Source organism: Dactylosporangium sp. NPDC050588, assembly GCF_040654975.1.
Lineage (GTDB): Bacteria > Actinomycetota > Actinomycetes > Mycobacteriales > Micromonosporaceae > Dactylosporangium > Dactylosporangium maewongense.
Genome location: NZ_JBFAJA010000036.1, coordinates 25089 through 48957 on the forward strand (window position 1 = coordinate 25089; position 23869 = coordinate 48957).

20 protein-coding genes and 1 pseudogene are annotated in these 23869 nt (G+C 72.9%); 14 read left to right on the forward strand and 7 right to left on the reverse strand.

The features are described 5' to 3' along the window. Positions 1 to 12: 12 nt before the first annotated feature. From AB0I21_RS24975 to AB0I21_RS24995, 5 genes are all read left to right on the forward strand, one after another. Positions 13 to 666, forward strand: a complete 654-nt coding sequence (locus AB0I21_RS24975; protein WP_360564586.1) for a rhomboid family intramembrane serine protease — start codon at positions 13 to 15, stop codon at positions 664 to 666. A gap of 92 nt (positions 667 to 758) precedes the next feature. Continuing rightward, positions 759 to 1727: an NAD(P)/FAD-dependent oxidoreductase gene (locus tag AB0I21_RS24980; RefSeq protein WP_360564588.1), complete on the forward strand. Its 969-nt coding sequence runs from the start codon at positions 759 to 761 to the stop codon at positions 1725 to 1727. A 45-nt stretch (positions 1728 to 1772) separates the two neighbouring features. Beyond that, a complete protein-coding gene (locus tag AB0I21_RS24985) occupies positions 1773 to 4286 on the forward strand; it encodes a PAS domain S-box protein (protein ID WP_360564590.1) in 2514 nt (837 codons plus the stop codon). Next, positions 4283 to 4711 (forward strand): response regulator, encoded by a 429-nt coding sequence (locus tag AB0I21_RS24990; RefSeq protein WP_344503782.1) that lies wholly within the window; start codon positions 4283 to 4285, stop codon positions 4709 to 4711. Before AB0I21_RS24985 ends, AB0I21_RS24990 begins: the two co-directional genes overlap by 4 nt. Continuing rightward, positions 4708 to 6219, forward strand: a complete 1512-nt coding sequence (locus AB0I21_RS24995) for an ATP-binding protein (RefSeq protein ID WP_360564591.1) — start codon at positions 4708 to 4710, stop codon at positions 6217 to 6219. The genes AB0I21_RS24990 and AB0I21_RS24995 overlap by 4 nt, the downstream gene beginning before the upstream one ends. On the opposite strand, the gene AB0I21_RS25000 is transcribed toward AB0I21_RS24995, so the two are convergent. After that, the gene (locus AB0I21_RS25000; protein WP_360564592.1) at positions 6216 to 6902 is read right to left on the reverse strand and encodes a WHG domain-containing protein; all 687 of its coding nucleotides are present in this window, start codon (positions 6900 to 6902) and stop codon (positions 6216 to 6218) included. The genes AB0I21_RS24995 and AB0I21_RS25000 overlap by 4 nt on opposite strands. 111 nt (positions 6903 to 7013) lie before the next feature. Here AB0I21_RS25000 and AB0I21_RS25005 point away from each other — a divergent pair, with 111 nt between their 5' ends. Beyond that, positions 7014 to 7919, forward strand: a complete 906-nt coding sequence (locus AB0I21_RS25005; RefSeq protein ID WP_360564593.1) for an NAD-dependent epimerase — start codon at positions 7014 to 7016, stop codon at positions 7917 to 7919. Here the strand turns inward: AB0I21_RS25005 and glpX are convergent. Then, the gene (gene glpX, locus AB0I21_RS25010) at positions 7902 to 8942 is read right to left on the reverse strand and encodes a class II fructose-bisphosphatase (RefSeq protein ID WP_360564595.1); all 1041 of its coding nucleotides are present in this window, start codon (positions 8940 to 8942) and stop codon (positions 7902 to 7904) included. The genes AB0I21_RS25005 and glpX overlap by 18 nt on opposite strands. A 112-nt stretch (positions 8943 to 9054) precedes the next feature. On the opposite strand from glpX, the gene AB0I21_RS25015 reads away from it, so the two are divergent. Continuing rightward, complete coding sequence (locus AB0I21_RS25015) at positions 9055 to 9642, forward strand: DUF4245 domain-containing protein (RefSeq protein WP_360564596.1); 588 nt, start codon at positions 9055 to 9057, stop codon at positions 9640 to 9642. A 74-nt stretch (positions 9643 to 9716) separates the two neighbouring features. Beyond that, on the forward strand, positions 9717 to 10106 hold the full coding sequence (locus AB0I21_RS25020) for a hypothetical protein (RefSeq protein WP_344503775.1): 390 nt from the start codon (positions 9717 to 9719) through the stop codon (positions 10104 to 10106). 461 nt (positions 10107 to 10567) lie between these two features. Here AB0I21_RS25020 and AB0I21_RS25025 read toward each other — a convergent pair whose 3' ends face one another. From AB0I21_RS25025 to AB0I21_RS25035, 3 genes are all read right to left on the reverse strand, one after another. Next, on the reverse strand, positions 10568 to 11560 hold the full coding sequence (locus tag AB0I21_RS25025; RefSeq protein WP_360564599.1) for a 4-hydroxy-3-methylbut-2-enyl diphosphate reductase: 993 nt from the start codon (positions 11558 to 11560) through the stop codon (positions 10568 to 10570). After that, the gene (locus tag AB0I21_RS25030; protein WP_360564601.1) at positions 11557 to 13857 is read right to left on the reverse strand and encodes an ABC transporter permease; all 2301 of its coding nucleotides are present in this window, start codon (positions 13855 to 13857) and stop codon (positions 11557 to 11559) included. The genes AB0I21_RS25025 and AB0I21_RS25030 overlap by 4 nt, the downstream gene beginning before the upstream one ends. An 85-nt stretch (positions 13858 to 13942) precedes the next feature. Beyond that, positions 13943 to 14686, reverse strand: coding sequence for an ABC transporter ATP-binding protein (locus tag AB0I21_RS25035; protein ID WP_360564603.1), 744 nt, complete (start codon positions 14684 to 14686; stop codon positions 13943 to 13945). A gap of 152 nt (positions 14687 to 14838) precedes the next feature. On the opposite strand from AB0I21_RS25035, the gene AB0I21_RS25040 reads away from it, so the two are divergent. From AB0I21_RS25040 to AB0I21_RS25060, 5 genes are read left to right on the forward strand one after another with little or no spacing between them, the layout of a single operon-like run. Further along, a complete protein-coding gene (locus AB0I21_RS25040) occupies positions 14839 to 16032 on the forward strand; it encodes a sensor domain-containing protein (protein WP_360564605.1) in 1194 nt (397 codons plus the stop codon). Continuing rightward, positions 16020 to 16661 (forward strand): response regulator transcription factor, encoded by a 642-nt coding sequence (locus AB0I21_RS25045; protein WP_360564607.1) that lies wholly within the window; start codon positions 16020 to 16022, stop codon positions 16659 to 16661. The genes AB0I21_RS25040 and AB0I21_RS25045 overlap by 13 nt, the downstream gene beginning before the upstream one ends. A 9-nt stretch (positions 16662 to 16670) precedes the next feature. Then, the gene (xseA, locus tag AB0I21_RS25050) at positions 16671 to 17912 is read left to right on the forward strand and encodes an exodeoxyribonuclease VII large subunit (RefSeq protein WP_360564609.1); all 1242 of its coding nucleotides are present in this window, start codon (positions 16671 to 16673) and stop codon (positions 17910 to 17912) included. A gap of 1 nt (position 17913) precedes the next feature. Further along, on the forward strand, positions 17914 to 18642 hold the full coding sequence (locus tag AB0I21_RS25055) for a GNAT family N-acetyltransferase (RefSeq protein ID WP_360564611.1): 729 nt from the start codon (positions 17914 to 17916) through the stop codon (positions 18640 to 18642). Continuing rightward, positions 18639 to 18821: an exodeoxyribonuclease VII small subunit gene (locus AB0I21_RS25060; protein ID WP_344503767.1), complete on the forward strand. Its 183-nt coding sequence runs from the start codon at positions 18639 to 18641 to the stop codon at positions 18819 to 18821. The genes AB0I21_RS25055 and AB0I21_RS25060 overlap by 4 nt, the downstream gene beginning before the upstream one ends. A gap of 1170 nt (positions 18822 to 19991) precedes the next feature. On the opposite strand, the pseudogene AB0I21_RS25065 reads toward AB0I21_RS25060, so the two are convergent. Next, positions 19992 to 21122: pseudogene (locus AB0I21_RS25065) on the reverse strand (DNA recombination protein RmuC); the annotation flags it as partial. A 39-nt stretch (positions 21123 to 21161) separates the two neighbouring features. On the opposite strand from AB0I21_RS25065, the gene AB0I21_RS25070 reads away from it, so the two are divergent. Beyond that, positions 21162 to 21926, forward strand: a complete 765-nt coding sequence (locus AB0I21_RS25070; RefSeq protein WP_360564613.1) for a hypothetical protein — start codon at positions 21162 to 21164, stop codon at positions 21924 to 21926. Positions 21927 to 21931: 5 nt separating this feature from the next. Here AB0I21_RS25070 and AB0I21_RS25075 read toward each other — a convergent pair whose 3' ends face one another. Next, positions 21932 to 23848 carry a tetratricopeptide repeat protein gene (locus AB0I21_RS25075; RefSeq protein WP_360564615.1) on the reverse strand — a complete coding sequence of 639 codons (1917 nt, stop codon included), beginning with the start codon at positions 23846 to 23848 and terminating at the stop codon, positions 21932 to 21934. Between the last annotated feature and the right edge of the window lie 21 nt (positions 23849 to 23869).

Sequence of the window (23869 nt, forward strand, 5' to 3'; positions counted from 1 at the left end):
TACCAACGTGGCGTGACCGTCGATGCCACGAGTCCGTCCGACCCCACGCGATTCGGCACGGAGGCGTTCTACGCCTCCGTGGGCCGAGCCTTCGTCGCCATGTGCGCGTTCGTGCCGGTGCTGTTCGCGATCGAGTTCCTCGACCGGCTCACCGGTGAGCGGCTCGACCAGGACGGCGGCATCAAGCCGCACCATCTCGACGGCCTGGACGGCATCGTCTTCTCGCCGTTCCTGCACGCCGGCTTCGCCCACGTCCTGGCCAACAGCATCCCGCTGATCCTGCTCGGCACGTTCGTCCTCGCCGCCGGCACCACCCGCTTCCTGCTCACGACCGCCTTCATCGCGATCGTGGCCGGGGTCGGCGTGTGGTTCATCGGCGATCCGGACACCGTCGTGGTCGGGGCCAGCGGTGTCATCTTCGGCTATCTCGGCGTGATCCTGATGCGGGGCGCGGTCGAGCGCAGCTGGTGGCACATCGCCGTCGGTGTCCTCATCGGGCTCCTGTACGGCTGGCAGCTCTTCGGCGTCCTCCCCGGCGAGGAGGGGGTGTCCTGGCAGGGGCACCTGTGCGGGTTCATCGGCGGCCTCGTCGCCGCGGTGATCTTCCGGCGCCGCAGGCCACGCCGCTCCGACGACCCCCTGGCCATCGACACCGACACCAAATAGCAAGCCGCGGCGCCGTACAGCAGTCAGAGGACACCGCGGCAAGCTGCGGTGTCCTCTGGTCATCGGCACCGGCGCCGCATAGCGTTCCCCGTATGCGGGATGTCGACCTGGCCATCGTCGGCGCGGGACCGGCGGGTCTCTTCGGTGCCTATTACGCCGGCTTCCGGGGCCTCAGCACCGCCCTGATCGACGCGCTGCCGGAGCCCGGCGGCCAGGTCACGGCGATGTACCCCGAAAAGATGATCTTCGACGTCGCGGGGTTCCCCGGCATCCGCGGCCGCGACCTGGTCGCCAACCTCGTCGAGCAGGCCGGGCAGTTCAACCCCCAGTACCTGCTCGGCGTGCGGGCCGAGGGCCTCACGTACGACGACGGCCGACCCGTGCTGACGATGTCCGACGGCACCGTCCTGCGCTGCGGCGCCGTGCTCATCACCGGCGGGCTCGGCAGCTTCACGGCCCGCCCGCTGCCCGCCGCCGACGGGTTCACCGGCACCGGCCTGCTCTTCTTCGTGCCGCACCTGGCCGACCTGGCCGGGCACGACGTCGTCATCGTCGGCGGTGGCGACTCCGCCTTCGACTGGGCCCTCGCGCTGGAGCCGGTCGCCAGGTCGGTGACGCTCGTGCACCGCCGCGAGAAGTTCCGGGCGCACGCCTCGACCGTCGCCCGAGTGCAGGCCCTGCCGATCGAGATCATCGTCAACGCCGAGGTCACCCGGATTCTCGGGGACGCCAGGTGCACGGGCGTCGACGTCGCCGTCCGCGGCGCGGCACCGCGCACCCTCCCCGCCGACTCCGTCGTCGCCGCGCTGGGCTTCACCGCCGACCTCGGCCCCCTCGCCGACTGGGGCCTCGAGCTGGACAAGCGCCACATCAAGGTCGACTCGACCACCGCGACCAACCTGCCGCGGGTGTTCGCCGCCGGCGACATCAGCGAATACCCGGGCAAGGTCCGGCTCATCGCGGTCGGCTTCGGGGAGGCCGCCACCGCCGTCAACAACGCCGCCGTGATCATCGACCCGGCCGCCCACCTCTTCCCGGGGCACTCGTCCGACAACGGGTGAGCAACTTCTCAGTAACCGCAGCGCACCGCCGATCTGCAGAGCGTGGTGGGCGTCCGTCTCCAGGTCCTCGGGGTGGTGCTGCTCGGCCTGCTGGTCTCCGGCGGGGCGGGCCTGCTGATGCACCGCGTCGAGCTGGACAACGCCGGCCAGACCCTCGACCGGCGGGTCGCCGCCGCGCAGGAGGCGGTGGCGTCCACCGCCCAGCGGTACGTCGACGCGGTGCAGCTCGTCGCCGGCGGCCTGGAGGCGCTGCCGAAGATCGACGCCACCTCGTTCACCTCCGCCACCGCCCCGCTCGGCCGGCTCTGGCTGCCCGGCGCCGCGTCCGCCGACTTCGTCGTCGCCGTGCAGCACTCCGACGTCCAGGCCGCCCAGGACGACTGGCGGGCCCGCGGCGCGGTCGGGCTGACGCTGCGCCCGGCCACCGACGCCGGCCGGCACTACTTCACGGTCCTGCAGCGCAACCTGGCGCAGGACACGAGTGACGGCGTCGGCCAGGACCTCACCACGGCGCCGGAGGCGGCCCGGGCCCTGGAGCGGGCGCTGCGGATCGGGCTGCCGGCGATCTCCGGCCCGTACCTGCTGCCGCGCGACGCCGACCTGCCCGAGCGGGAGCGGCAGCACTCCGTGGTGCTGCTGCAGCGGGTCGTGGACCAGGTCACCGGCGAGCTGCGCGGGTTCGTCGAGCTGACCGTGCGGATGCAGGCCTTCTTCACCGACACGATGCTCCAGCCGTCCCGCGAGCTGGTGGACGTGACCCTGTCCGCGATCGAGGACAACGCGTGGGCGCCGATGGCCCGCACCTCGCGGCAGCACGTCGGCGGGCCCGACCTGCGCCGCAGCGTCATCGTGGAGGTCGCCGACCAGCAGTGGCGGCTGATGGTCGTGACCGACAGCGAGGCCCTGATGGGCGCCGAGAGCCACCTGGACGCGGGCATGGTGTTCAGCGGGCTCGCGCTCACCGTCGTCACCGCCGTGCTCGTCTACACCCTCGCGACCTCGCGCCGCCGGGCCGAGGACCGGGTCGCCCAGGCCACCGCGGACCTGCGGCACCAGGCGACGCTGCTGTCCGCGGTGATGAACACGATCGGCGACGGTGTGGTGCTCATCGGCCCCGACGGTGCCGCGATGTGGCGCAACCCGAGCGCCCGCGAGCTGCTCGGCGACGACGTCGAGCGGCGACCGCCGGCCGAGTGGGCGCGGCTGCTCGACGCGTACGAGAGCGACGGCGTCACCCCGTTCCGGTTCGAGGACCTGGTGAAGCGCCCCCTGGCGGCGCAGGCCGAGATCATCGTGCGGGGCCGCCGGCTGGACGTGCGGCTCCGGCCGCTGGTCCACCAGGACGGTGACGGCGGCGCGGTCGCCGTGCTGCGCGACGTCACCGACCTGCACGACGCCGACGAGAAGGTGCGCGCCTCCGAGGAGCTGCTGCAGCTGCTGCTGGACGGCGCCCGCGACTACGCGATCTACATGCTGGACCCCGACGGGGCCGTGATGAGCTGGTCCGCCAACGCCGAACGGCTCAATGGGTACCGCGAGGACGAGGCCATCGGCCGCTCCTACGCGATGTTCTTCACGCCGGAGGAGGCCGCCGAGGGGGTGCCGCAGCACATCCTCGCGCAGGCGGCGGAGTACGGCCGGGTCGAGATCGACGGCCCGCGGGTGCGGCGCAACGGCAGCCGCTTCTGGGTGCACGGCACGCTCACGGCGGTGCGCGGCCCCGACGGCTCGATCCGCGGCTTCGTCAAGGTCGGCCAGGACGTCACCGAGCGCAAGACGGCCGAGCGGGCGGTCGAGCGGCTCAACGCCGAGCTGGAGCTGCGCGTCGCGGAGCGCACCGCCGACCTGCGCGAGGCCAACGCGGAGCTGGAGTCCTTCTCGTACAGCGTCTCCCACGACCTCCGGGCGCCGCTGCGGGCCGTGGACGGCTTCGCCAAGATGCTCGCCCTCGACCACGGCGACGCGCTCGACGAGCAGGGCCGCCGGTACCTGTCCCGCATCCGCGCCGGCGCGCAGCAGATGGGCGAGCTGATCGACGGGCTGCTCGCGTTCTCCCGGCTGCAACGGCAGGAGATGGCGAGCCTGCGCGTCCACCTCGACCAGCTCGTCGCCGACGTCTGGGACGAGCTGAGCGTCGAGCGCGGCGACCGCGACATCGTCCTGACCGTGGGGGACCTGCCGGACGCCCAGGGCGACCCGCGGCTGATCCGGCACGTGGTGGCCAACCTGGTCGGCAACGCGGTCAAGTACACCCGCGCCGTCTCCCCGGCCCGGATCGAGGTCGGCCACAAGGTCACAGCCGGCGGGGATGCCACCTATTACGTGAAGGACAACGGCGCCGGCTTCGACATGCGGTACGCCGACAAACTGTTCAAGGTCTTCCAGCGGCTGCACCGCGCCGAGGACTACGAGGGCACCGGCATCGGGCTCGCGCTCACCCACCGCATCGTGGTGCGGCACGGCGGCCAGATCTGGGCCGACGCGGCGCCCGGCGAGGGGGCCACCTTCTACTTCACCCTTCCGGCATACGCAGACACGCTGTTGGAGGTGGGCGGATGAAACCGCTGTCGAACAGGGTCCTGCTCGTCGAGGACAATCCCGACGACCTGGAGCTCGCCCGCCTGGCCTTCGAGCGGGGCAGGTTCGCCCGCAACGTCGACGTCGCCCGCGACGGCGCCGAGGCCCTCGACTACCTGTTCGGACGGGCCGCCGCCGACCCGCCGCAGGTCGTGCTGCTGGACATCAAGCTCCCGCTGGTCGACGGCATCGACGTGCTGCGCCGGGTCAAGGCCGACGCGCGCACCCGCCACATCCCGGTCGTCATGCTCACCTCGTCGGCGCAGGACCGCGACCTGCACGCCTGCTACGAGCTGGGCGCCAACAGCTACATCGTCAAGCCCGTCGACATGGAGCAGTTCCTGTCCGCCGTCAACAGCATCGGCCTGTACTGGCTGGGGCTCAACCTGACCGACCAGCACTCATGAGAATCCTGCTCCTCGAGGACAACCCCGACGACGCCGAGATGCTCGTGTTCGAGCTGCGGCGGGCCGGCTTCGCGCCCGCGTGGCGGCGGGTCGAGTCCCGGGCGGAGTTCCAGGCCGCGCTCGACGACCCCGAAGGCCTGCCGCAGGTGATCCTCGCCGACTACTCGCTGCCGCAGTTCACCGCCCTGGAGGCGCTGCACATGCTGCGCGCCGGCGGCTACGACATCCCCGCGATCGTGGTCAGCGGCGCGATGAGCGAGGAGTCGTGCGTGGACGCGCTGCGCCACGGCGCCGTCGACTACCTGCTCAAGGACCGGCTCAGCCGGCTCGGCTCGGCCGTGCAGCACGCCCTGTCGCAGCAGCGGCTCGTCGCCGACCAGCGCCGCGCGGAGGAGACGTTCCGCGCCGCGTTCGACCACGCCCCGGTCGGCATGGCCGTCACCGACCTCGACGGGCACGTGCTGGAGGTCAACCAGGAGCTGGCCCGCATGACCGGGCTGCAGCCCTCGCAGCTGCTGCTGGACATGGTCGCCGAGGAGGACCGGCCGATCGTCGCGGAGAAGATGAAGCGCCTCGTCGCCGGCGAGGCCGAGAAGGTCAGCAAGGAGCTGCGGCTGTGCCGCTCCGACGGCGCGCCGCTGTGGGGGCAGTACTCGGCGTCGCTCATCGGCTCGGGCGGCAGCGCCCACGGCCGGGGCCATCACGGGGCGCACCACGTGGTGCACCAGATCGCCGACGTCACCGACCGCCGGCGCGCGGAGGAGGCCCTGCAGCGGCAGGCGGCGAAGCTCGCCCGCACCAACAGCGACCTGCAGGAGCTCGACCGGCTCAAGAGCGAATTCGTCGCGACCGTCTCCCACGAGCTGCGCACGCCGCTGACCAGCATCCGCGGCTACACCGAGATCCTCGCCGACGCGCACGCCAGCTCCCTCGGCGCGACCGAACGCAAGATCGTCGGCATCATCGACCGCAACGGCCGCCGCCTCCTCGACCTCATCGAGGACCTGCTGACCTTCTCCCGCATCGAGTCCGGCACGCTCACGCTCAGCGTCGGGCCGGTGCAGATGCGGCAGATCATCGACGCCGCGTACGAGGCGATCCGGCCCTCCGTCGAGGCGGCCGGCCTCAGCATCACCCTCGACGTCGACGAGCACATCCCGGTCGTGCAGGGCGACGGCGAGCAGCTCGAACGCGTCGTGCTCAACCTGCTGACCAACGCGGTCAAGTTCTCCGACGCGGGCGGAGCGATCACGGTGACCGGCCGCGAGCGCGACGGCGAGGTCGTCGTCTGGATCCGTGACACCGGGGTCGGCATCCCCGAGCACGAGCAGAGCATGTTGTTCACCCGCTTCTTCCGTACCGCCGACGCGCAGAAACGGGCGATCAAGGGCAGCGGCCTGGGCCTGGCGATCAGCAAGGCGATCGTCGAGGCGCACGGCGGATGGATCGCGCTGGAGTCCATCGAGGGCAGCGGGACCACCGTCGGCTTCGGCATCCCGACCCCCTAGATCCCCACGAACCGGGCCTGCGCCCGCATCTGGTGCTCGAAGAACTCGTCGCGGTGCTCGACGACGTTGTTGAGCTGGCCGAACACCTCGAAGCTGATCAGGCCGAAGAGCGTGACCCAGGCGGACAGGGCGCGGGCCGTCACGGCGTCGGGCACATCCGGGGCGATCACGGCGCCGGCCCGCCGTACATCCTCCGCGACCGCGTCAGGGACGGGCTCCGGCGGCCCGGGCGGCAGGCGGCGCGCCACCGCGGCGTCCTGGATGATCGTGCCCAGCACGGTGACCGCCCTGGTCGCCGCGGCGACGGTGTCCGCGGGCGCCTGGTATCCGGGCACGGGGCTGCCGTAGATCAGCGCGTACTCGTGCGGGCGCTCCAGCGCCCACCCGCGCACCGCGTCGCAGACCGCCATCCAGCGGCCGGTGAGGTCGTCGCGGCCGACCGCGCGCTCCCGGTCCTCGACGGTCTGCCCGAGGGAGTTGTACGCGTCGAGGATCAACGCCGTCAGCAGGTCGTCCCGGCTGGCGAAGTACCGGTAGATCGCCGAGGAGACGACGCCGAGGTCGCGGGCCACGGCGCGCAGCGACAGGTTGGCCCCGTCGGTGGCCAGGTGCCGCCGGGCGATCGCCTTGATCTCCTCGGTCATCTCCGCACGGACCCGCGCCCTGATACCTGTCGCCTTCATGCCGTACATAGTCTCATGCTCTTTTGAGAGAGCACTGCTCTTGTTTTGATGTGCGACGCATGCTCTACTGAGCGAGCAGTGCTCTTGCAATCGTCGTCAGGGGAGGCAGTCATGCAGGTCATCGTCGGTGCCGGCGCCGTCGGCTCGATCATCGCGTCGCGGCTCGCGGAGTTCGGTGAGCCCGTCAAGATCGTCAGTCGCTCCGGCGGCGGGCCCGTCCACCCGCTGATCGAGCGGGTCGCCGCGGACGCCGCCGACGCGGCCGCCCTGCGCCGGATCGCCGCCGGCGCCACCGTCATCTACAACTGCGTCAACCCGCTGTACCACGCCTGGACGACCGACTGGCCGCCGATCAACGACGCGCTGATCCGGGCCGCGGCCGCCAACGACGCCGTCCTCGCGATCACCGGCAACCTGTACGGCTACGGGCCCGTCACCGGCCCGATGACCGAGGACACGCCGCTCGCGGCGACGGGTCGCAAGGGTCGCGTCCGGGTGGCGATGTGGCGCGACGCGCTGGGCGCCGGCATCCGTACGTTCGAGGCCCGCGCGTCGGACTACATCAGCCCCACCTCGTCGATCATCGAGATGGCGCTGCCGGCGATGCGGGCCGGGACGACCGCGTGGCTGCCCGGCGCCCTGGACGCGCCGCACACCTACACGTACATCGGCGACGTCGCCGACACGCTCATCTCGCTCGCGACCGACGAGCGGGCATGGGGCAAGGCGTGGCACGTGCCCTCGCCGCCGCCGATGACGGGCCGGTCACTGCTGGACACCGTGGCCCGCGTCGCCGGCCTGCCCGCCCCGCGCCTGCGCTCCTACCCGGCGGCCGCGGTATGGGCCGCCGGGCTGACCGACAAGTTCGCCAAGGAGTTCCGCGAGGTGCGCCACCAGCACGTCAGGCCGTTCGTCATGGACTCGTCCCGGGTCACCGCGACGTTCGGCCTGACGCACACGCCGGTCGACGAGGCCGTCCGGTCGGTGCTCAGCCTCTCGTCAGCCAGTGCTGGGTAGCGCACCCTCGGGCTCGATCGCCAGCGGCGGCAGGATCCCGTCGAAGTCGACCAGCGAGTAGGCCCGCAGCTTCTCCAGGCGATGGAACGAGTCGACCACCCGGATCGTGCCCGACCGGGACCGCATCACGATCGACTGCGTCTCCGCCCCACCCCTCCGGTAGCGGACGCCCTTGAGCAGGTCGCCGCTGGTCACCCCGGTCGCGCAGAAGAACATGTTGTCGCCGCTGACCAGGTCGTCGGTGTGCAGCACGCGACCGAGATCGTGGCCGGCGGCGACGGCCTTCTCCCGCTCGGCGTCGTCCTGAGGCCACAGCTTGGCCTGGATCGCGCCACCCATGCACTTCAGGGCCACCGCGGCGACGATGCCCTCGGGCGTGCCGCCGATGCCCATCAGCACGTCGGTCTCCGAACCCTCGCGGGCGGCGCTGATCGCGCCGGCGATGTCCCCGTCGGAGATGAACCGGATCCGTGCCCCGGTCCGCCGCACCTCCTGGATCAGCTGCTTGTGCCGGGGCCGGTCCAGGATGCAGACCGTGACCTCGTCCACCCCGGCCCGCTTCACCCGCGCGATGCGCCGCAGGTTCTCCTCGACGCCGGCGTCGATGTTGATCACGTCCGCGTAGTCCGGCCCGACCGCCAGCTTCTCCATGTAGAACACGGCGCTCGGGTCGAACATCGCCCCGCGCTCCGCGACGGCCAGCACCGCCACCGCGTTGGGCATCCCCTTGCTCATCAGCGTCGTCCCGTCGACCGGGTCGACCGCCACGTCCACCTCGGGGCCCGTCCCGTCCCCGACCCGCTCGCCGTTGTACAGCATCGGCGCGTTGTCCTTCTCGCCCTCGCCGATCACCACGACGCCCTGCATCGGCACCGAGTTGATCAGCAGGCGCATCGCGTCGACGGCCGCACCGTCGCCGCCGTTCTTGTCCCCCCGTCCGACCCACCGTCCGGCGGCCATCGCCGCGGCCTCCGTGACTCGTACCAGGTCGAGGGCCAGATTCCGATCCATCTCACGACTCATGTGTGTGCTCTCCTCGCGCGGCGTTGCGTGGGCGGGCGGGCCATCCTCAATCGTGTCAGGCCGACGTGTTCCGCGTCGCTAGTGGCCGGGCGGTTGTGGCAACTTCCATCCGATGGTTCACGATGGGGGTGTGGAAACCGCTGCTCCCGCACCCGCTGGCTCCTCGTCGTCGGCTTCTGCCTCGTCGGCCTCTGCTGCTTCGGAGCGTGCCGGTCGCCGTCCGCGCGACATGGCGCTGTCGATGCTGGTCCTGCTGGTGCCGGTCTTCCTGCTGGTCGGCTTCTACCGCTACCTCGGCCACGAGGACCCGCCGGCCGTCGACACCACCGAGGTGTACGGCTCGGTCGAGCGCGCCGGCCAGTTCACCCCGCTGCGCCCCACCGATCTGCCACCGGGCTGGCGGATCGCCTCGGCCACCTACACCGACGGCATCCTGCGCCTGGGCGTGACCGCCCCCTCCGACGGCGCCATGCAGCTCGCCCAGAGCGCCCAGCCCGCCGCCACCCTCATCCCGTCGATCATCGGCACGGCTGGTGCCGCCGGCGCCCCGGTCTCGATCAACGGCACCGACTGGCAGCGCCACGACGACGCCCGCCCGGGCGAACGCGCCCTCATCCAGTCCACCCCTACCCGCACCGTCATCATCTTCGGCCGCGCCACCGACTCCCAGCTCCAGCGCCTGGCCTCCTCCCTCCGCTGACGGTCGGCCGTCCGATACCGCAGTGTCGGGCACATGATCGCGGCGGCGCGGGCCTGGGGGATACCGTCCCCGGCATGTTCGGATTCGGCCGGAAACCCGGCGCCAAGGCAGTCAGCGCACGTGGCGAGATCGCTCACGTGGACTTCGGCCTGCAGAGCGTCGACCAGCAGGGCCATACCCGGTCGGCGAGCTACACCGTCCGCGTCCAGGTCTTCCCCGACGGCGCGGCCCCGTTCCTGGCCTCGATCAAGGTCAAGCTCCGCGGCACCGCGGGCCCGATGATCGGCGAGGAGACCTGGGTCCGCTACCAGCCGAACGACAAAGAGCGCATCGACTTCGACCGCGACCAGATCAAGCTCCGCGCCTACGACCGCGTCCGAGCCAACCCCGCCCTCCAACTCGTCGTCGACACCCTCTACACCCACGGCGACCCACCCGTCAGCGTCATCGCCACCGCCCGCTGACCCACCCCTCGTGATCCAGAAGACTTTGTGTACCCAGGACTGCACAAAGTCTTCCGGATCATGAGAACGGAACGGCAAGTGTCCCCGCGCGGTGGGGCGGTCATGGCTCAGGCGATCGCCGAGCCTCGTGGTCAGCGTGATCGGCACCCGCTCGGTTCTGCGCTGGCTGGGCCGACTGTGTGCCGTGGCCGGCGTCCCCGTGATCCGGAAGAGTTTGTGTACTCGGGGGTGCACAAGGTCTTCCGGATCATGAGAATTGTGGCCGCCCGGAGTTGCCGTGCGGGTGGCGCGGCCGCCGTGGGGCGCGCACTGTTTACGGGCCGGTCGACGTGCAGTGCAGCGGGCCTGACCTGCCTCGACCACGCCCACCTGGAGCTGGGTGGTGGTGGGGCAGCGGGCATCATCAGCGACGGCGGCAGTGCTGCGGACGGCGGCGGGCCGTCGGCGGTCGGGGGCGGTCGTTACGACAGGGTTTTGGCGACCTCGGCGGCGCGGGCGGCGGCGCTGGCCTTCATGTCGCGCTTGAGCTCCTGGGGCAGGGAGAACACGAGCTTCTCCTGGGCCGTGGTGATCTCGGCGACGTCGGTGAAGTCGCGGGCGGCCAGGAAGTCGAGGACCTCCATGACCAGCTCGTCGGGGACCGAGGCGCCGGAGGTGACGCCGACGGTGGTGGCGCCGGTGAGCCAGTCGTCCTGGATCTCGTGGGCGTAGTCGATGAGGTAGCCCGCGCTGGCGCCCGCGTCGACGGCGACCTCGCGGAGGCGCTGCGAATTGGACGAGTTCTGGGAGCCGACGACCAGCACCACGTCGCAGTTGGGCGCCATGGCCTTCACGGCGTCCTGCCGGTTGGACGTGGCATAGCAGATGTCGTCGCTGGGCGGGGACATCAGCAGGGGGAGCTTGGTCTTGAGGCGGGCGACCGTCTCCAGGGTCTCGTCGACCGAGAGCGTGGTCTGCGAGAGCCACACCACCTTCGACGGGTCGCGGACGGTGACCTTGTCGACGCCGTCGGGGCCGTCGACGAGCTGGATGTGGGCGGGGGCCTCGCCGGCCGTGCCGATGACCTCTTCGTGCCCCTCGTGACCGATGAGCAGGATGTCGTAGTCCTCGGCGGCGAACCGGCGGGCCTCCTGGTGGACCTTGGTGACCAGCGGGCAGGTCGCGTCGATGGCCTTCAGCGAGCGGGCGGCGGCCTGCTCGTGGACCTCGGGGGCGACGCCGTGGGCGGAGAAGACGACGATGGCGCCCTCGGGCACCTCCTCATTCTCCTCCACGAAGATCGCGCCCTTCGCCTGCAGCGTGCCGACGACGTGCTTGTTGTGCACGATCTCCTTGCGGACATAGATCGGCGCGCCGTAGAGCTTCAGCGCCTCCTCGACCGTCTGGACCGCACGGTCGACGCCGGCACAGTAGCCGCGGGGCTTGGCGAGCAAAACGCGCTTCGAACCAGTCACCCCGCCATGGTACGTGCCCCCACCGACAACATCCTCCGCCGGAGAAACGGTACAAGAGAGGCAAACGTCGCAAGCAGCGCGCACGCACCCGCCACGGCGGCCAGCGTGGCCCACGGCATGACCAGGGTCACAGGCGCGCCGACCTCATCCTGCAGCCCGGCCCGCGCCTCGAAGAGGGCCGGCACGGCGACCGCCAGCCCCAGCAGGACGCCGAGCGTGACCGCGAGCAGTGACTCGACGACCACGAAGCGCGCCGTCTGGCCCGTTGTCGCTCCGGTACGGCGCAGCGTCGCCAGCTCCTGCCGCCGGCCGTACGTCGCCATGAGCACGGTGTTGGCCACCGCGAGCCCCGTGTAGCCGACGGAGATGCCGAGCAGCACCGCCAGGAACAGGTTCACCAGGTCGTTCTCGCTCGCGGCCTCCCGCTCGACGTAGGCCCGGGCCGTCATGGCGACGGCGCCCGGCGACGGCACGAACGCGCCGGACAGGTTGACCACCTGCGCCATCGCGGTCGGGTCGTGCTGCCGTACCAGGTCCCGCGGCAGCAGCACCGAGTCGGACGAGCCGGTCACCCGGAGCGGCACCACTACCCCGTCGGCGAACCGCAGCGGCACGACCGAACCCACCTGGAAACCCAGGACCGAAGGAACCGAAAAACCCGAGAAGTCGGGCGCGCCGGAGACGGGGATCGACTCGCCCGAGGGCAGGTACGCGACGGACGGCAGCACGGAACGCCCCGGCTGCGCGGAAACGGCCGCCTCGGAGAGGCCGGGGACACCGGCGGCGCCCGCCGCGACCGAGGAGGAGGGAAGCGCCGAGGCGTCCTCGACGTTCACCGCCTCCGAAGCGGTCTGGAACGTGCCGACCAGCAGCACCGCGAACCCCACCGCCGCGAGCACCGGCGCCGCGACCGAGGCCAGCCGCCGCGCCGACACCGCCGCCGCGCCCCGGACCAGGACGCCGGTCGCACCCCGTCCGGCGGGCGTCAGCCGTACCAGCGGAACAACGACCACGGGAGCCAGCAATGCCGCCGCGACCAGCAGGAACATCGCCGACGCCAGCACCAGGGTCGGCTTGTCCTGCGCCGAGGAGCCCGGCAGGAGCAGCGCCAGCCCGCCGCCGCCGAGGCCGCAGAGGATCCCGGCCGCCCAGCGGGTGCGGGTCATCGGCCGCCGCTCCGCCGCCGCCTCGCGCAGCGCGTCCAGCGGCGACACCCGCCCGGCCCGGCGCGCGGAGAGCCACACCCCGGCCGTGGCCACGACGAGCCCGGCCAGGACGGACCCGCCCAGCGCCCACCACGACACGCCGACGGTGAACCCGGTCGGCTCCAGGCCGACGGCCACGAACGGCCCGGCCAGCAGCGGCGCGGCAAGGGCGCCGAGCAGCGCGCCGGGCACCCCGGCGGCGAGCGCGACGAGGACGGTCTCGGTGAGCAGCAGCCGCCGCACCTGCCCGGGGGTGGCGCCGACGGCGCGCAGCAGCCCGAGCTCCCGCCGCCGCGACGTCACGGCGAACGCGCAGGTCGACGACACCACGAACACCGCGACGAACCCGCCGACGAACACGGTGGCGATGATCAGCTGCGCGCCGAGCCACCGGGTCCGGGTGTCCTGCTCCGGCTCGACCGCGGACCGCGCGTCGCCGGTGAGCACCGTCCCGGCCGCCCCGGCGTCGAGCCGCACCGAGGCACCCGGCTCGAAGCGGACGCCGATCACCCGTACACCACCCGCGAGCTCCGACGCGGTGGCCTCGTCGGCGTAGAAGCCCTCGCCGTCGAAGACCCCCGTCACCGTCCAGCTCGCGGGTCCGGCGGTGGTCAGGACCGGCAGCGTCGCGCCGACCGGGACGCCGGCCGATGCGGGCACCACCACTTCGCCGCGACCGGCCGGCGGTCTGCCGTCTCGGATGGTGTACCCGCCGAGCCCCGCCGACGACCAGGCGCGTCCACTGTGGACCGCGTCGCGGGGGTTCCCCGTCGGCTGCCCGTCGACGAGTCGCTGCACGTAGAAGGTCCGCAACGGCACCGCTTCGAGGACGCCGGGCGTGTCCTGCAACCGCGAGAGCAGCGATGCCGTCTCGTCCGGCGACCACGGGCGGTACACCGGAAAACCGCCCTCGACGGGATCGAACGACGGCGAGGCGACCACCGCGTCCGTGGCCGCGAGCGCGTCGGGGACCCGCGGCTGGGCGGCCGCCCACAGGGCGAGGCTGCCGGAGATGACGGCGACGCCGAGCAGCAGCGCCGCGAACGTGCCGAGGAACCCGGCCCACCTGTGCCGCACGGAGGCCAGCGTCATGCCGTCACCTCCGCTGCGCTCCGGCGCCGGCCTGACTTGGGCCTGCGCTCCTGATGAGCGGTCGCTCCGCTGCGCTCCGGACCGCTCATGACAGCGCCGCCATCCGGGTCGCGATGTGCTCGGCGCCGCGCGGCTCGTGCAGGTCCTCGACGATCGCGCCGTCGGCGAGGAAGAGGACCCGGTCGGCGTACGCGGCGGCGAGGGGGTCGTGGGTCACCATGACCACCGTCTGGGCGTGCCGGTCGACGGCGGCCCGCAGCAGCCGCAGCACCTCCCGGGACGCGGTCGCGTCGAGGGCCCCGGTCGGCTCGTCGGCGAACACCACGACCGGCCTGGTGACGAGGGCCCGGGCGATCGCGACCCGCTGCTGCTGCCCGCCGGACAGCTCACCCGGCCGGTGGGTGGCCCGGTCGGCGAGCCCGACCTCGGCGAGCATCGCGTCCACCTGCCCCGGCTCGGCCCGGCGGCCGGCGAGGCGCAGCGGCAGCTCCACGTTCTGCGCCGCGGTCAGCGACGCGACGAGGTTGAACGCCTGGAACACGAAGCCGATCCGGTCGCGCCGCAGCCGCGTGCGGGCCTTCTCCCGCAGCGGCCCGAGCTCCACCCCGTCGACGAGGACGCGGCCGCCGGTGACCTGGTCGAGGCCGGCCGCGCAGTGCAGCAGCGTGGACTTGCCGGAGCCCGAGGGGCCCATCACGGCGGTGAAGCTGGCCGGGGCGAACCCGACGGAGACCCGGTCGAGGGCGGTCACGGCCTGCTCGCCGGCGCCGTACCGGCGGGTGACCGCGTGCAGCTCGACGGCCTGGCGCAGTTGCAATGTCGTCGTCACGCGGTCGAGCCAACCGTTTCGCCGGCCCCGGCACAGTCGCGCTGCGGCGACAGTCGAAGGTAACGCCAGCCATACCGTGCCCGGGCGACGCGGTCGGTAGCGTCACCTGGGTGCCGGTCCGATCCGCGTTGGAGTCGCTGACGCTGCCACCCATGAGGTTCCTGACGTCCTCGTGGCCATGGCGGTCGCTGCTGTACCTCGGCAGCGGCGGTCTCTTCGGGGTGGTCATGGGGGCGGCGCTGTTCGGCCTGCTCGCGTTCGGGGTGATCCTCACGCTGTTCGTGGTCGGCATCGCGGGGTTCCTCGCGTTCGCGCTGTCCGGCGTCTTCGTCGCCAAGGTCGAACGGTGGCGGCTGCGGCTCGTCGACGCCGTCGACCTGCCCGACCTGCACCGGCCCGTCGAGGAGCCGGGGCTGCGCGCGTGGGTGACGACCCGGCTGCGGGAAGGGGTCACCTGGCGCGAGCTGGGGTACACGATCGTGATCTGCGCGATCCTGGGCTGGCTCGACTCGCTCGTCGTCGCGTTCGTGGTGTGGGCGGTCACGGCGCTGCTCTGCGGCCCGCTCTACATCGACGACACCCCGCTGGGGTGGACGCTCCTGGGCAGCGTCGCCGGTCTCGCGCTCGCGGTGATCGCGTTGTACCCGGTGACGGCCTGGGCGGGCGCGCGCGCCGCGATCACCCGGTCGATCCTGGGGCCCCGCGCCGAGGACGACCCCCGGCTGGTGGAGCTGACCAGGTCCCGGGCGCGGCTGGTCGACGCGTTCGAGGTCGAGCGCCGCCGCATCGAGCGTGACCTGCACGACGGCGCGCAGCAGCGGCTCGTGGCGCTGAGCATGCAGCTCGGCCTGGCCCGCCTGGAGCTGCCCGACGGTTCGCCCGCCGCGGATCCGGTACGGCGCGCGCACGACCTCGCGAAAGAGGCGCTCGCCGAGCTGCGGGAGCTGATCCGCGGCGTACACCCGAAGATCCTGACCGACCGTGGACTCGCCGCGGCGGTCCGCGAGGTCGCCGACCGCGCCCCGCTGTCCGTCGACGTCGACATCGCCCTGCCCGCCCGGCTGCCGGAGCCGGTCGAGGTGACCGCGTACTTCGTCGTCGTCGAGGCCCTCGCCAACGTCGCCAAGCACAGCGGCGCGCGGCGGGCCAGGGTCGTCGCGTCGGTCGTGTTCGACCGCCTCACCGTGCAGATCCGCGACGACGGCCGGGGCGGCGCCGACCCGGCGCGCGGCACCGGACTCGCCGGACTCGTCGACCGGGTCGCGGCCGTCGGCGGGACCGTCGCGCTCGCCAGCCCGCACGGAGGGCCTACGGTGGTGCACGTGGAGCTTCCGTGCGGGTCGTGATCGCCGAGGACGGGATTCTCATCCGGGAGGGGATCGCCGGCCTGTTGCGGCGGTTCGGCCATGAGGTCGTCGCCGCCGTCGGCACCGCCGACGAGCTGGTCGCCGCGGTCCATGCCGCACCACCCGACCTGGTGGTCACCGACGTGCGGATGCCGCCGGGGTTCACCGACGAGGGGCTGCAGGCAGCGATCGCGCTCCGGGCCGCCTTCGCGAACCTGCCGGTGCTGGTGCTCAGCCAGTACGTGGAGCAGACGTACGCGGCCGAGCTGCTGGACTCCGGGCGGAACGGGTACGTCGGATACCTGCTGAAAGACCGCATCGGGGACGTGGCGGAGTTCGTCGACGCGGTGGACCGGGTCGCGGCCGGGCACACCGTGGTCGACCCGGAGGTGGTGATGCAGCTGCTGGGCCGCCGCCGGGACCCGCTGCAGCGGCTCACCCCGCGCGAGCGCGACGTCCTGGCGCTGATGGCCGAGGGGCGGTCCAACGCGGCGATCGCCCGCACGCTCGTGGTGTCGGAGGCGGCCGTCTCGAAGCACATCAACAGTCTGCTGGCCAAGCTGGACCTGCCCCCCGACGAGGACGACCACCGCCGGGTGCGGGCGGTTCTCGCGTACCTGCGCGGCTAGGGTGTCTCAGTGACTACTGACGCTCCGTCGTCGACCTCCGACTCGCCCTGGCCGGTCCGGGTCGTCTCGCAGAAGATCGGCGCGTGGATCGGCAAGCTCGGCTGGATCTGGGTCGACGGCCAGGTCGCGCAGATCACCCGGCGTCCCGGCACCAACACCGTCTTCCTCACGCTGCGCGACCCGTCCGCCGACCTGAGCCTCACCGTCACCACCAACCGCGACGTCGTCGACCTCGGCGCGCCCGGCCTCACCGACGGTGCCCGGATCGTCGTGCACGCCAGGCCCGAGTTCTACGCGGCCCGCGGCTCGCTCAGCCTCCGCGCCGACGAGATCCGCCAGGTCGGCCTCGGCGAGCTGCTCGCCCGGCTCGAGCAGCTCAAGAAGCTCCTCGCCGCCGAAGGCCTGTTCGACCGGGCCCGCAAGCGCCGCCTGCCCTTCCTGCCGTCGAAGGTCGGACTGATCACCGGCCGGGCCAGCGCCGCCGAACGCGACGTCCTCACCAACGCCCGCCGCCGCTGGCCGACCGTCGACTTCCGGGTCATCAACGTCGCCGTGCAGGGGACTTCCGCGGTACCGCAGATCATCGACGCCCTCGCCGTCCTCGACCGCGACGAGACCGTCGAGGTCATCGTCCTCGCCCGCGGCGGCGGCTCCACCGAGGACCTGCTGCCGTTCTCCGACGAGGCGCTGTGCCGGGCCGTGTTCGCGTGCCGGACCCCGGTCGTCTCCGCCGTCGGCCACGAGACCGACGTGCCGCTGGTCGACTTCGTCGCCGACGTGCGCGCCTCCACCCCTACCGACGCGGCCAAGCGCGTCGTGCCCGACCTCGCCGACGAGTTCCGCCTGATCGGCCAGGCCAAGCAGCGCCTGGACCGCGCGATGTCCGGCCTGCTCGACCGCGAGCAGCACCGCCTCGACGCGATCCGCTCCCGCCCCGTCTTCGCCCGTCCGCTCACGATGGTGGAGCACCGCGCGTCGGACGTGACCCAGCTGCGCGACCGGGCCACCCGCAGCCTGAGCCACCGCCTCGACCGGGCGTCGACCGAGCTCGAGCACACCCTCGCCCGCCTGCGGACCCTCTCCCCGCTGGCGACCCTGGAGCGCGGCTACGCCATCGTCCAGCGCCCGGACGGCGCCGTGGTCCGCGCCGCCGCCGACGTCACCCCCGGTGACGAGGTCCGCGTCCGCGTCGCGTCGTCCTCCTTCACCGCCACCGTCTCCGGTCCCGCCTCCGGAAACTCTGAAGGCTGACATGTCGCAACGGATCCAGGACTACCTGATCGCCAGCGCTTCCGCGGGCCGCGAGGTCGTGCCCGCCGGCCCCTTCACGGTGACCATCAGCCCCCACGACCCCCTCGTGTACATCAACTACGCGATCCCGTCCGCCGGCGCCGACCCGACGCCCGCGGACATCGCCGCGCTGGAGGAGGCCTTCGTCTCCCGGTCGCGGACGCCCCGCCTGGAGTACCTGCCGGGCCTGGCCCCGCTGGTCGAGCCCGCCCTGGTCACCGACCGCCTCCCCCTGATGGAGTGCCCGCCCGGCGCCGTCGCCGACCTGCCCCTCCCGCCGGACATCGAGCTCGTCACCCCCGCTACGGACGACGAGCTGCGCGACCTGCTCACCGCCCAGCACGAGGCCTTCGGTGAACCCCCGCCGACCGCCGCCCACCTCGAGAAGGCCCGCACCTCCGGCGGCGTCCGCGTGCTGGCCCGCACCCTGTCCGGCGAGCCCGTCGGCGGCGGCGCGGCGGTCGCGGTGAAGGACGGCATCAGCGAGGTGGCCGGCATCGCCGTCCGCCCCGCGTTCGAACGCCGCGGCATCGGCGCCCCCGTCACCGCCCACCTCACCCGCGCCGCCCACGCGGCAGGCGCAACCCTCGTCTTCCTCACCCCCGGCGGCGACGCCCAGGAACGCGTCTACAGCCGCGTCGGCTACCGCCGCACCGACCCGGTGCTCTTCCTGACCAAGGAGTCCAAGTGACCGACCTGTCGTACGAGCAGGCCAGAGCCGAACTCGCCACCGTCGTCGAAAAGCTCGAGTCCGGCGGCACCACCCTCGAGGAATCCCTGGCACTGTGGGAACGCGGCGAACAACTCGCCACCATCTGCCAACGCTGGCTCGACAACGCCCGCGCCCGCCTCACCACGGACCGCAGCTGAGCTGTACTTCCCGCTGTAGTTCCCCCCACCGCTGCCGCGGCGGGGCCCGGCGGGGATGCTCACCCGCACCCCAATGCGCCGCTTCGCGACGCACTGCCCGCGCCGAGGCGCGAGGCAGGGCAAGCGGCGCGTGCGCGCCGCATCCGGTGGTCGCCCATCGCGGTGGTCCGGGTGAGCCTCCACCCGTCCGTTGATCGAATGGCAGTTCTGGCCGGAGGCAGCGTTCTGTCGCGGCGGTCCTGTGCGGTCGGGCCGGCGGCGCTGGCTGGGGCTTTGGGTTGATGTGGTGGGCTGGTGTCGCGTGGTGGCTGGCGGGCGCGTTCCCGGCGGGCCGCGAGGGCGTCCACACGGAGATCTCGATGCGTGTCTGGGGCGGGCAGGTCGGCCGGCGGGTCCGGGTCGGGAACGTGATGGTCCGGGATATCTGGCCGGAGGCGGGTGTGGCGGTCCGATCGGCGATCGGTCTTGGGCACTCGTGGGTGCGCGCTGCCGGTTGGCTGCAGTCGCCGGTGTGCGACCTGCCGTCGTTGCCGCTGGGGCGGGTCTTCGCGGAGGGCTGCGGGCAGGATTTCGTTTCCGATGCGGGGGTTGCTGGGTCGTTCAGGTCTGGTGGGCGTCGAGCGGCATGCCGCGGGTGAGGACGGCGAGCTGCCAGGGTCATGGGCGGAGCTCGGGTTGGTGGGCGGGTCCGGCAGAGGCCTGCGTGGGCTGCGGCGGATGCGAGGGGTTCGGCAGCTGCACGGTGTCCGGGAGCGCAGCGTTGCCGGCCTGCCGTCGCCGGTGTGCGGCTTGCCGCCGCTGCTACTGGGGTGGGTCTTCGCGGAGGGCGGCGAGCAGGATTTCGTACTCCGACTCGGGGAGTTGCTGGGGGGCGTGCGGGCGTTCAGGTCTGGCGGGTGTCGCGTGGTTGCTGTGCGGCGGGACGAAGGGCTGCCGGGAGTCGTGGAACGAGCTCGGGTCGGTGGGGCCGGGACCGGCAGAGGCCTGCGAGGGGTGCGGCACCTGCGAGGAGTCCCGCAGGTGTGAGGGGTCCCGCAGCGGCGAGGTGTGCGGCAGCTGCGTAGGGCCCGGCAGCTGCGAGGGGGCAGGCAGGTGCGAGGGCGCCGAGGTGTCCGACGGGTGCGAAGGGGCGGGCTGGTCGGAGGAGCCCGGGAAACCCGAGGAGTCGGAGGGGTCCTGGGGTTGGAGGTGGCGGGGGGTGAGCTCGACCTGGGACGGGGCGGGGAGGGGGTCGGCGCTGATGCCGAGCTCGGCCAGGCGGCGGGCGCTGACCAGGACGCGGGCCTCCAGGGAGCCGACGGCCTTGTTGTAGGAGGAGACGGCGGTGCCGAGGGCGGTGCCGACCTTGGCGAAGTGGTCGCCCATGGTGGTGAGGCGGGCATAGAGCTCGCGGCCGGTGCGGTGGACGGCCAGGGCGTTGTGGGCGAGGGACTCCTGGCGCCACGCATAGGCGATGGTGCGCAGCAGGGCGACGAGGGTGGCCGGGGTGGCGAGGACGACGTTGCGGGTGAACGCGTGCTCCAGCAGGGTCGGGTCGTGCTGGAGGGCGGCGTCGAGGAACGTGTCGGCGGGCATGAAGAGGACGACGAACTCGGGGGCGGGCTCGAAGGCGGCCCAGTAGGACTTGGCGGCGAGGGCGTCGACGTGGCCGCGGAGGTGCTTCGCGTGCTGCCGCAGGTGGGCGGTGCGGCCGGCCTCGTCGCGGGCCTCCATGGCGCTGAGATAACCCTCGAACGGGGCCTTGGCGTCGACGACCACCTGGCGGCCGCCGTGCAGGCGGACCACGAGGTCGGGGCGGACGACGCCGCCGTCGGTGGGGGCGGTGACCTGCTCGTCGAAGTCGCAGTGCTCCAGCATGCCGGCGGCCTCGACGATGCGGCGCAGCTGGTGCTCGCCCCAGCGGCCGCGGATCTGCGGCGCGCGCAGGGCGGAGACGAGCTGGCGGGTCTCGGTGCGCAGCTCGCCGGAGACGTCGTGCATGGCGCGGACCTGCTCGCGCAGCGACTCATAGGCGCCGACGCGGTCGCGCTCCAGGTCGGCGACGCGCCGCTCATAGCGCAGCAGGGCGTCGTGCAGCGGGGCGACGGCGTCGGCGACCGCGTCCTGCGTCTGGGCGCGGGCCTCATAGGTGAGGGAGCGCAGCGACGACTCGAGCCGGGCCTCGCCGTCGCGGGTCGCCTGCAGGGTGGCCTCCAGCTTCGCCACGTCGACCGCGGCGCGTGACCGCGCGGCGAACCAGCCGAGCGCGGCGCCGGCGGCGAGCCCGATGACGATCAGCACGAGTTCCACGGCTACCAGCATGCACGAGGGGTACGACAGAAAATGGGTACCGTCGAAGTCATGGGAACGTGGATCGTCCTCGCCGTCCTGCTGGTGGCCGCGGTCGCCGCGGTCGCCGCGTTCGTCGCCGCGGGCAACCGGAAGAAGGCGGACGCCCGTGAGGACGCCCTCCGCTGGTATGAGCGGCTCGGCGGCCAGGTCATGAACCTCTCCGGCGACACCCCCGCGGTGCGGCAGGCGCTCGTCGACGCGGGCGAGCGCTACACCGCCGCCGGCGCGCAGCTGGAGCGTTCGACGTCGGTCCGCCAGTACGAGCTGGCCCGCGAAACCGCGCTCGAAGGCCTCGCGTACGTGCGGGCGGCCCGGGTCGCGCTCGGTATCGACCCCGGACCGGACCTGCCGCCGCTCGCGGGTGCCCGCGCGGGGCAGCTCACCAAGGAGCGCGAGGTCGACGTGCAGGGGCACCGGTTCCGGGCCGGTCCGCACCCGGGCGACGCCACGCCGTACTACTACCCGGGCGGGCAGGTGGCGGGCCGCGGCGTGCCGGCCGGCTGGTATTCCGAGCCGTGGTGGAAGACGGCCCTGGTCGCGGGCGCGTGGGGCATCGGGTCGCTGCTGGTGTTCGACGCGCTGTTCAGCCCGGCGTGGGGCGATTCAGGCTATGACGCGGGCTTCGACGCCGGCTTCGATCAGGGCTACGACGCCGGCGGAGGCCCGGGCTACGACGCCGGCGCAGACCAGGGCTATGACGGCGGGGACCAAGGCTACGACGGCGGGGACGCAGGCGACTTCGGCGGCGGAGACGACCTCGGAGGGGACTTCTGAAAGGCTCAGTACCGGCTTCCCTGAGCGCCCCTGGCCGCCCGCTCCGCGAGCGCCAGATCCGACGCCGCCGCCCGCGCGAACGGGCTGCTCGCCCCCAGCAGCTGCGCGTACACCGACTGCGCCGCCCGGTACTCGGTCACGGCCTCGTCCAGCCGCCCCAGGTCGTGCAGCACGCTGGCGAGCCGGTGCCGCGAGACGGCGGTGTCGAGGTGGACCGGCCCGAGCAGGTGCAGCCGGCTGCCGAGCACGGCCCGATGCTCCTGCTCCGCCTCCTGCAGCCGGCCCGCGTGGTGCAGCGCGGAGGCGAGCAGGCTGCGCGACATGAGCGTGTCGCGGTGCTCCGGCCCGAGCAGCCGCGCCCGCGCCCGCATGACGGTGCTGTGCTCGTCGATCGCCCGGTCGAGCTCGCCCATGTCCTGGTACACCTTGGCGAGGTTGCTCCGGGAGATCAGCGTCTCCTGGTGGTTGCCGCCCAGGACGCGGGTGCGCGCCTCCAGGACCCGCTGGTGCTCGCCCTCGGAGCGGGTCAGGTCGCCGAGCTGGTGGTAGATCGTCGCGAGGTGGCTGCGGCTGGTCAGCGTGTCGGGGTGGTCCTCGCCGAGGATGCGCATCCGCGCGGTGAGCACCTCGTCGCACTCGACGAGCGCCTCGGCCAGGCGGTCCAGGTCGCGCAGCACGGTCGCGTGCTGGTCCCGGGCGGTGAGCGTGTCGGGGTGGTCCCAGCCGAGGGCGTGCGCGCGGGCGTCGACGATCTCCCCGTACGCCTCCTTCGCCTCCTGCAGCTGGCCCCGCCAGTGCAGGTCGGTCGCCCGCTGCCAGGTCGCGGAGTCGTCGTAGACGCGCGGCGCGGGGGAGGGCCGGCGCCGCGGCTCCGGATTGGGCCACTCCGCCGGGTCCGGCTCAGGGGCGGCCGCCGACTGCGACGAGCCGGGGGAGTGCTGCGCGGGGATGGACGGCCCGAACACCGGTGCCGCCGCGCCGAACGTGGGCGCCGGCGGCTGCATCACCGGCGGCCGCGGAGGAGCCGGCGGCCGCGGCGGAGCGGGCGGGGGAGCCGGCGCCCGCGTGGGGATCCGCACCGCCTGCTGCGGCTCGAAGATCTCGTCGTCCACGTACGGATCGGGCTCGGGCTCGAACGAGTCGGGCGAGAACCGCTCGGGCACGAACCTGTCCGCGGGGTGCGACGCCGGCGCGGCCTGCTGCTGCACCACCTCGGGCACCTCGATCGGCGACTCGAGGCCGCGCCGGCGCAGCTCCCGCTTGAGCGAGACGATCGCGTCGGAGATGCCGTCGCTGTGGTCGCCGAGACGCCACGCGACCGCCATGACGGGCCGGTCCAGCGCGATGCTCAGCTGCCGGACCGAGCTCAGGATCGAGTCGTCGGGCGAGGCGTTGACGATGACGAGCGCCGCCCGGAACGCGGCCGTCTGGCCGACCAGCAGCGCCTGGTAGGTGCTCTGCATGCGGGCGATGGAGAACCCGGTGCCGGCCCGGATGTCGACGATGATGTGCGACTCGGACATGGCGATCGGCCCGAGGAAGTAGCCGAAGACGGGCTGCAGCTTCTGCCCCTCGCGCCCGGCCGCCTCGTACAGCGCCGCGTTGGCGCCCTCGTGATAGGCGATCGCCTGCGGGGCGTGACCGCGGATGAGCTGGACGAAGCGGTCGTACGCCCCCTCGGCGTCGCCTTCGAGCTGGGCCTTGCCGGCGGAGGCGACCCGCTCCTCACGGTCCGCGGAGCGGACCACGATCGTGCCGCCGGACAGTCCCGCGAGCCCGACCAGGACGCCGGCCGCCACGAGGGCGGCGGCGCCGGCGGTGCTGCGGAACTGCATCGTGGTGAGCACGCCCAGTGCGACCAGGGCGAGCCCGACGAGCACGACGGTGAATCGGGTCTGGCTACTCCATCGTCCGCCAGTCATCGGCCCTCTTCCAAGCGATCT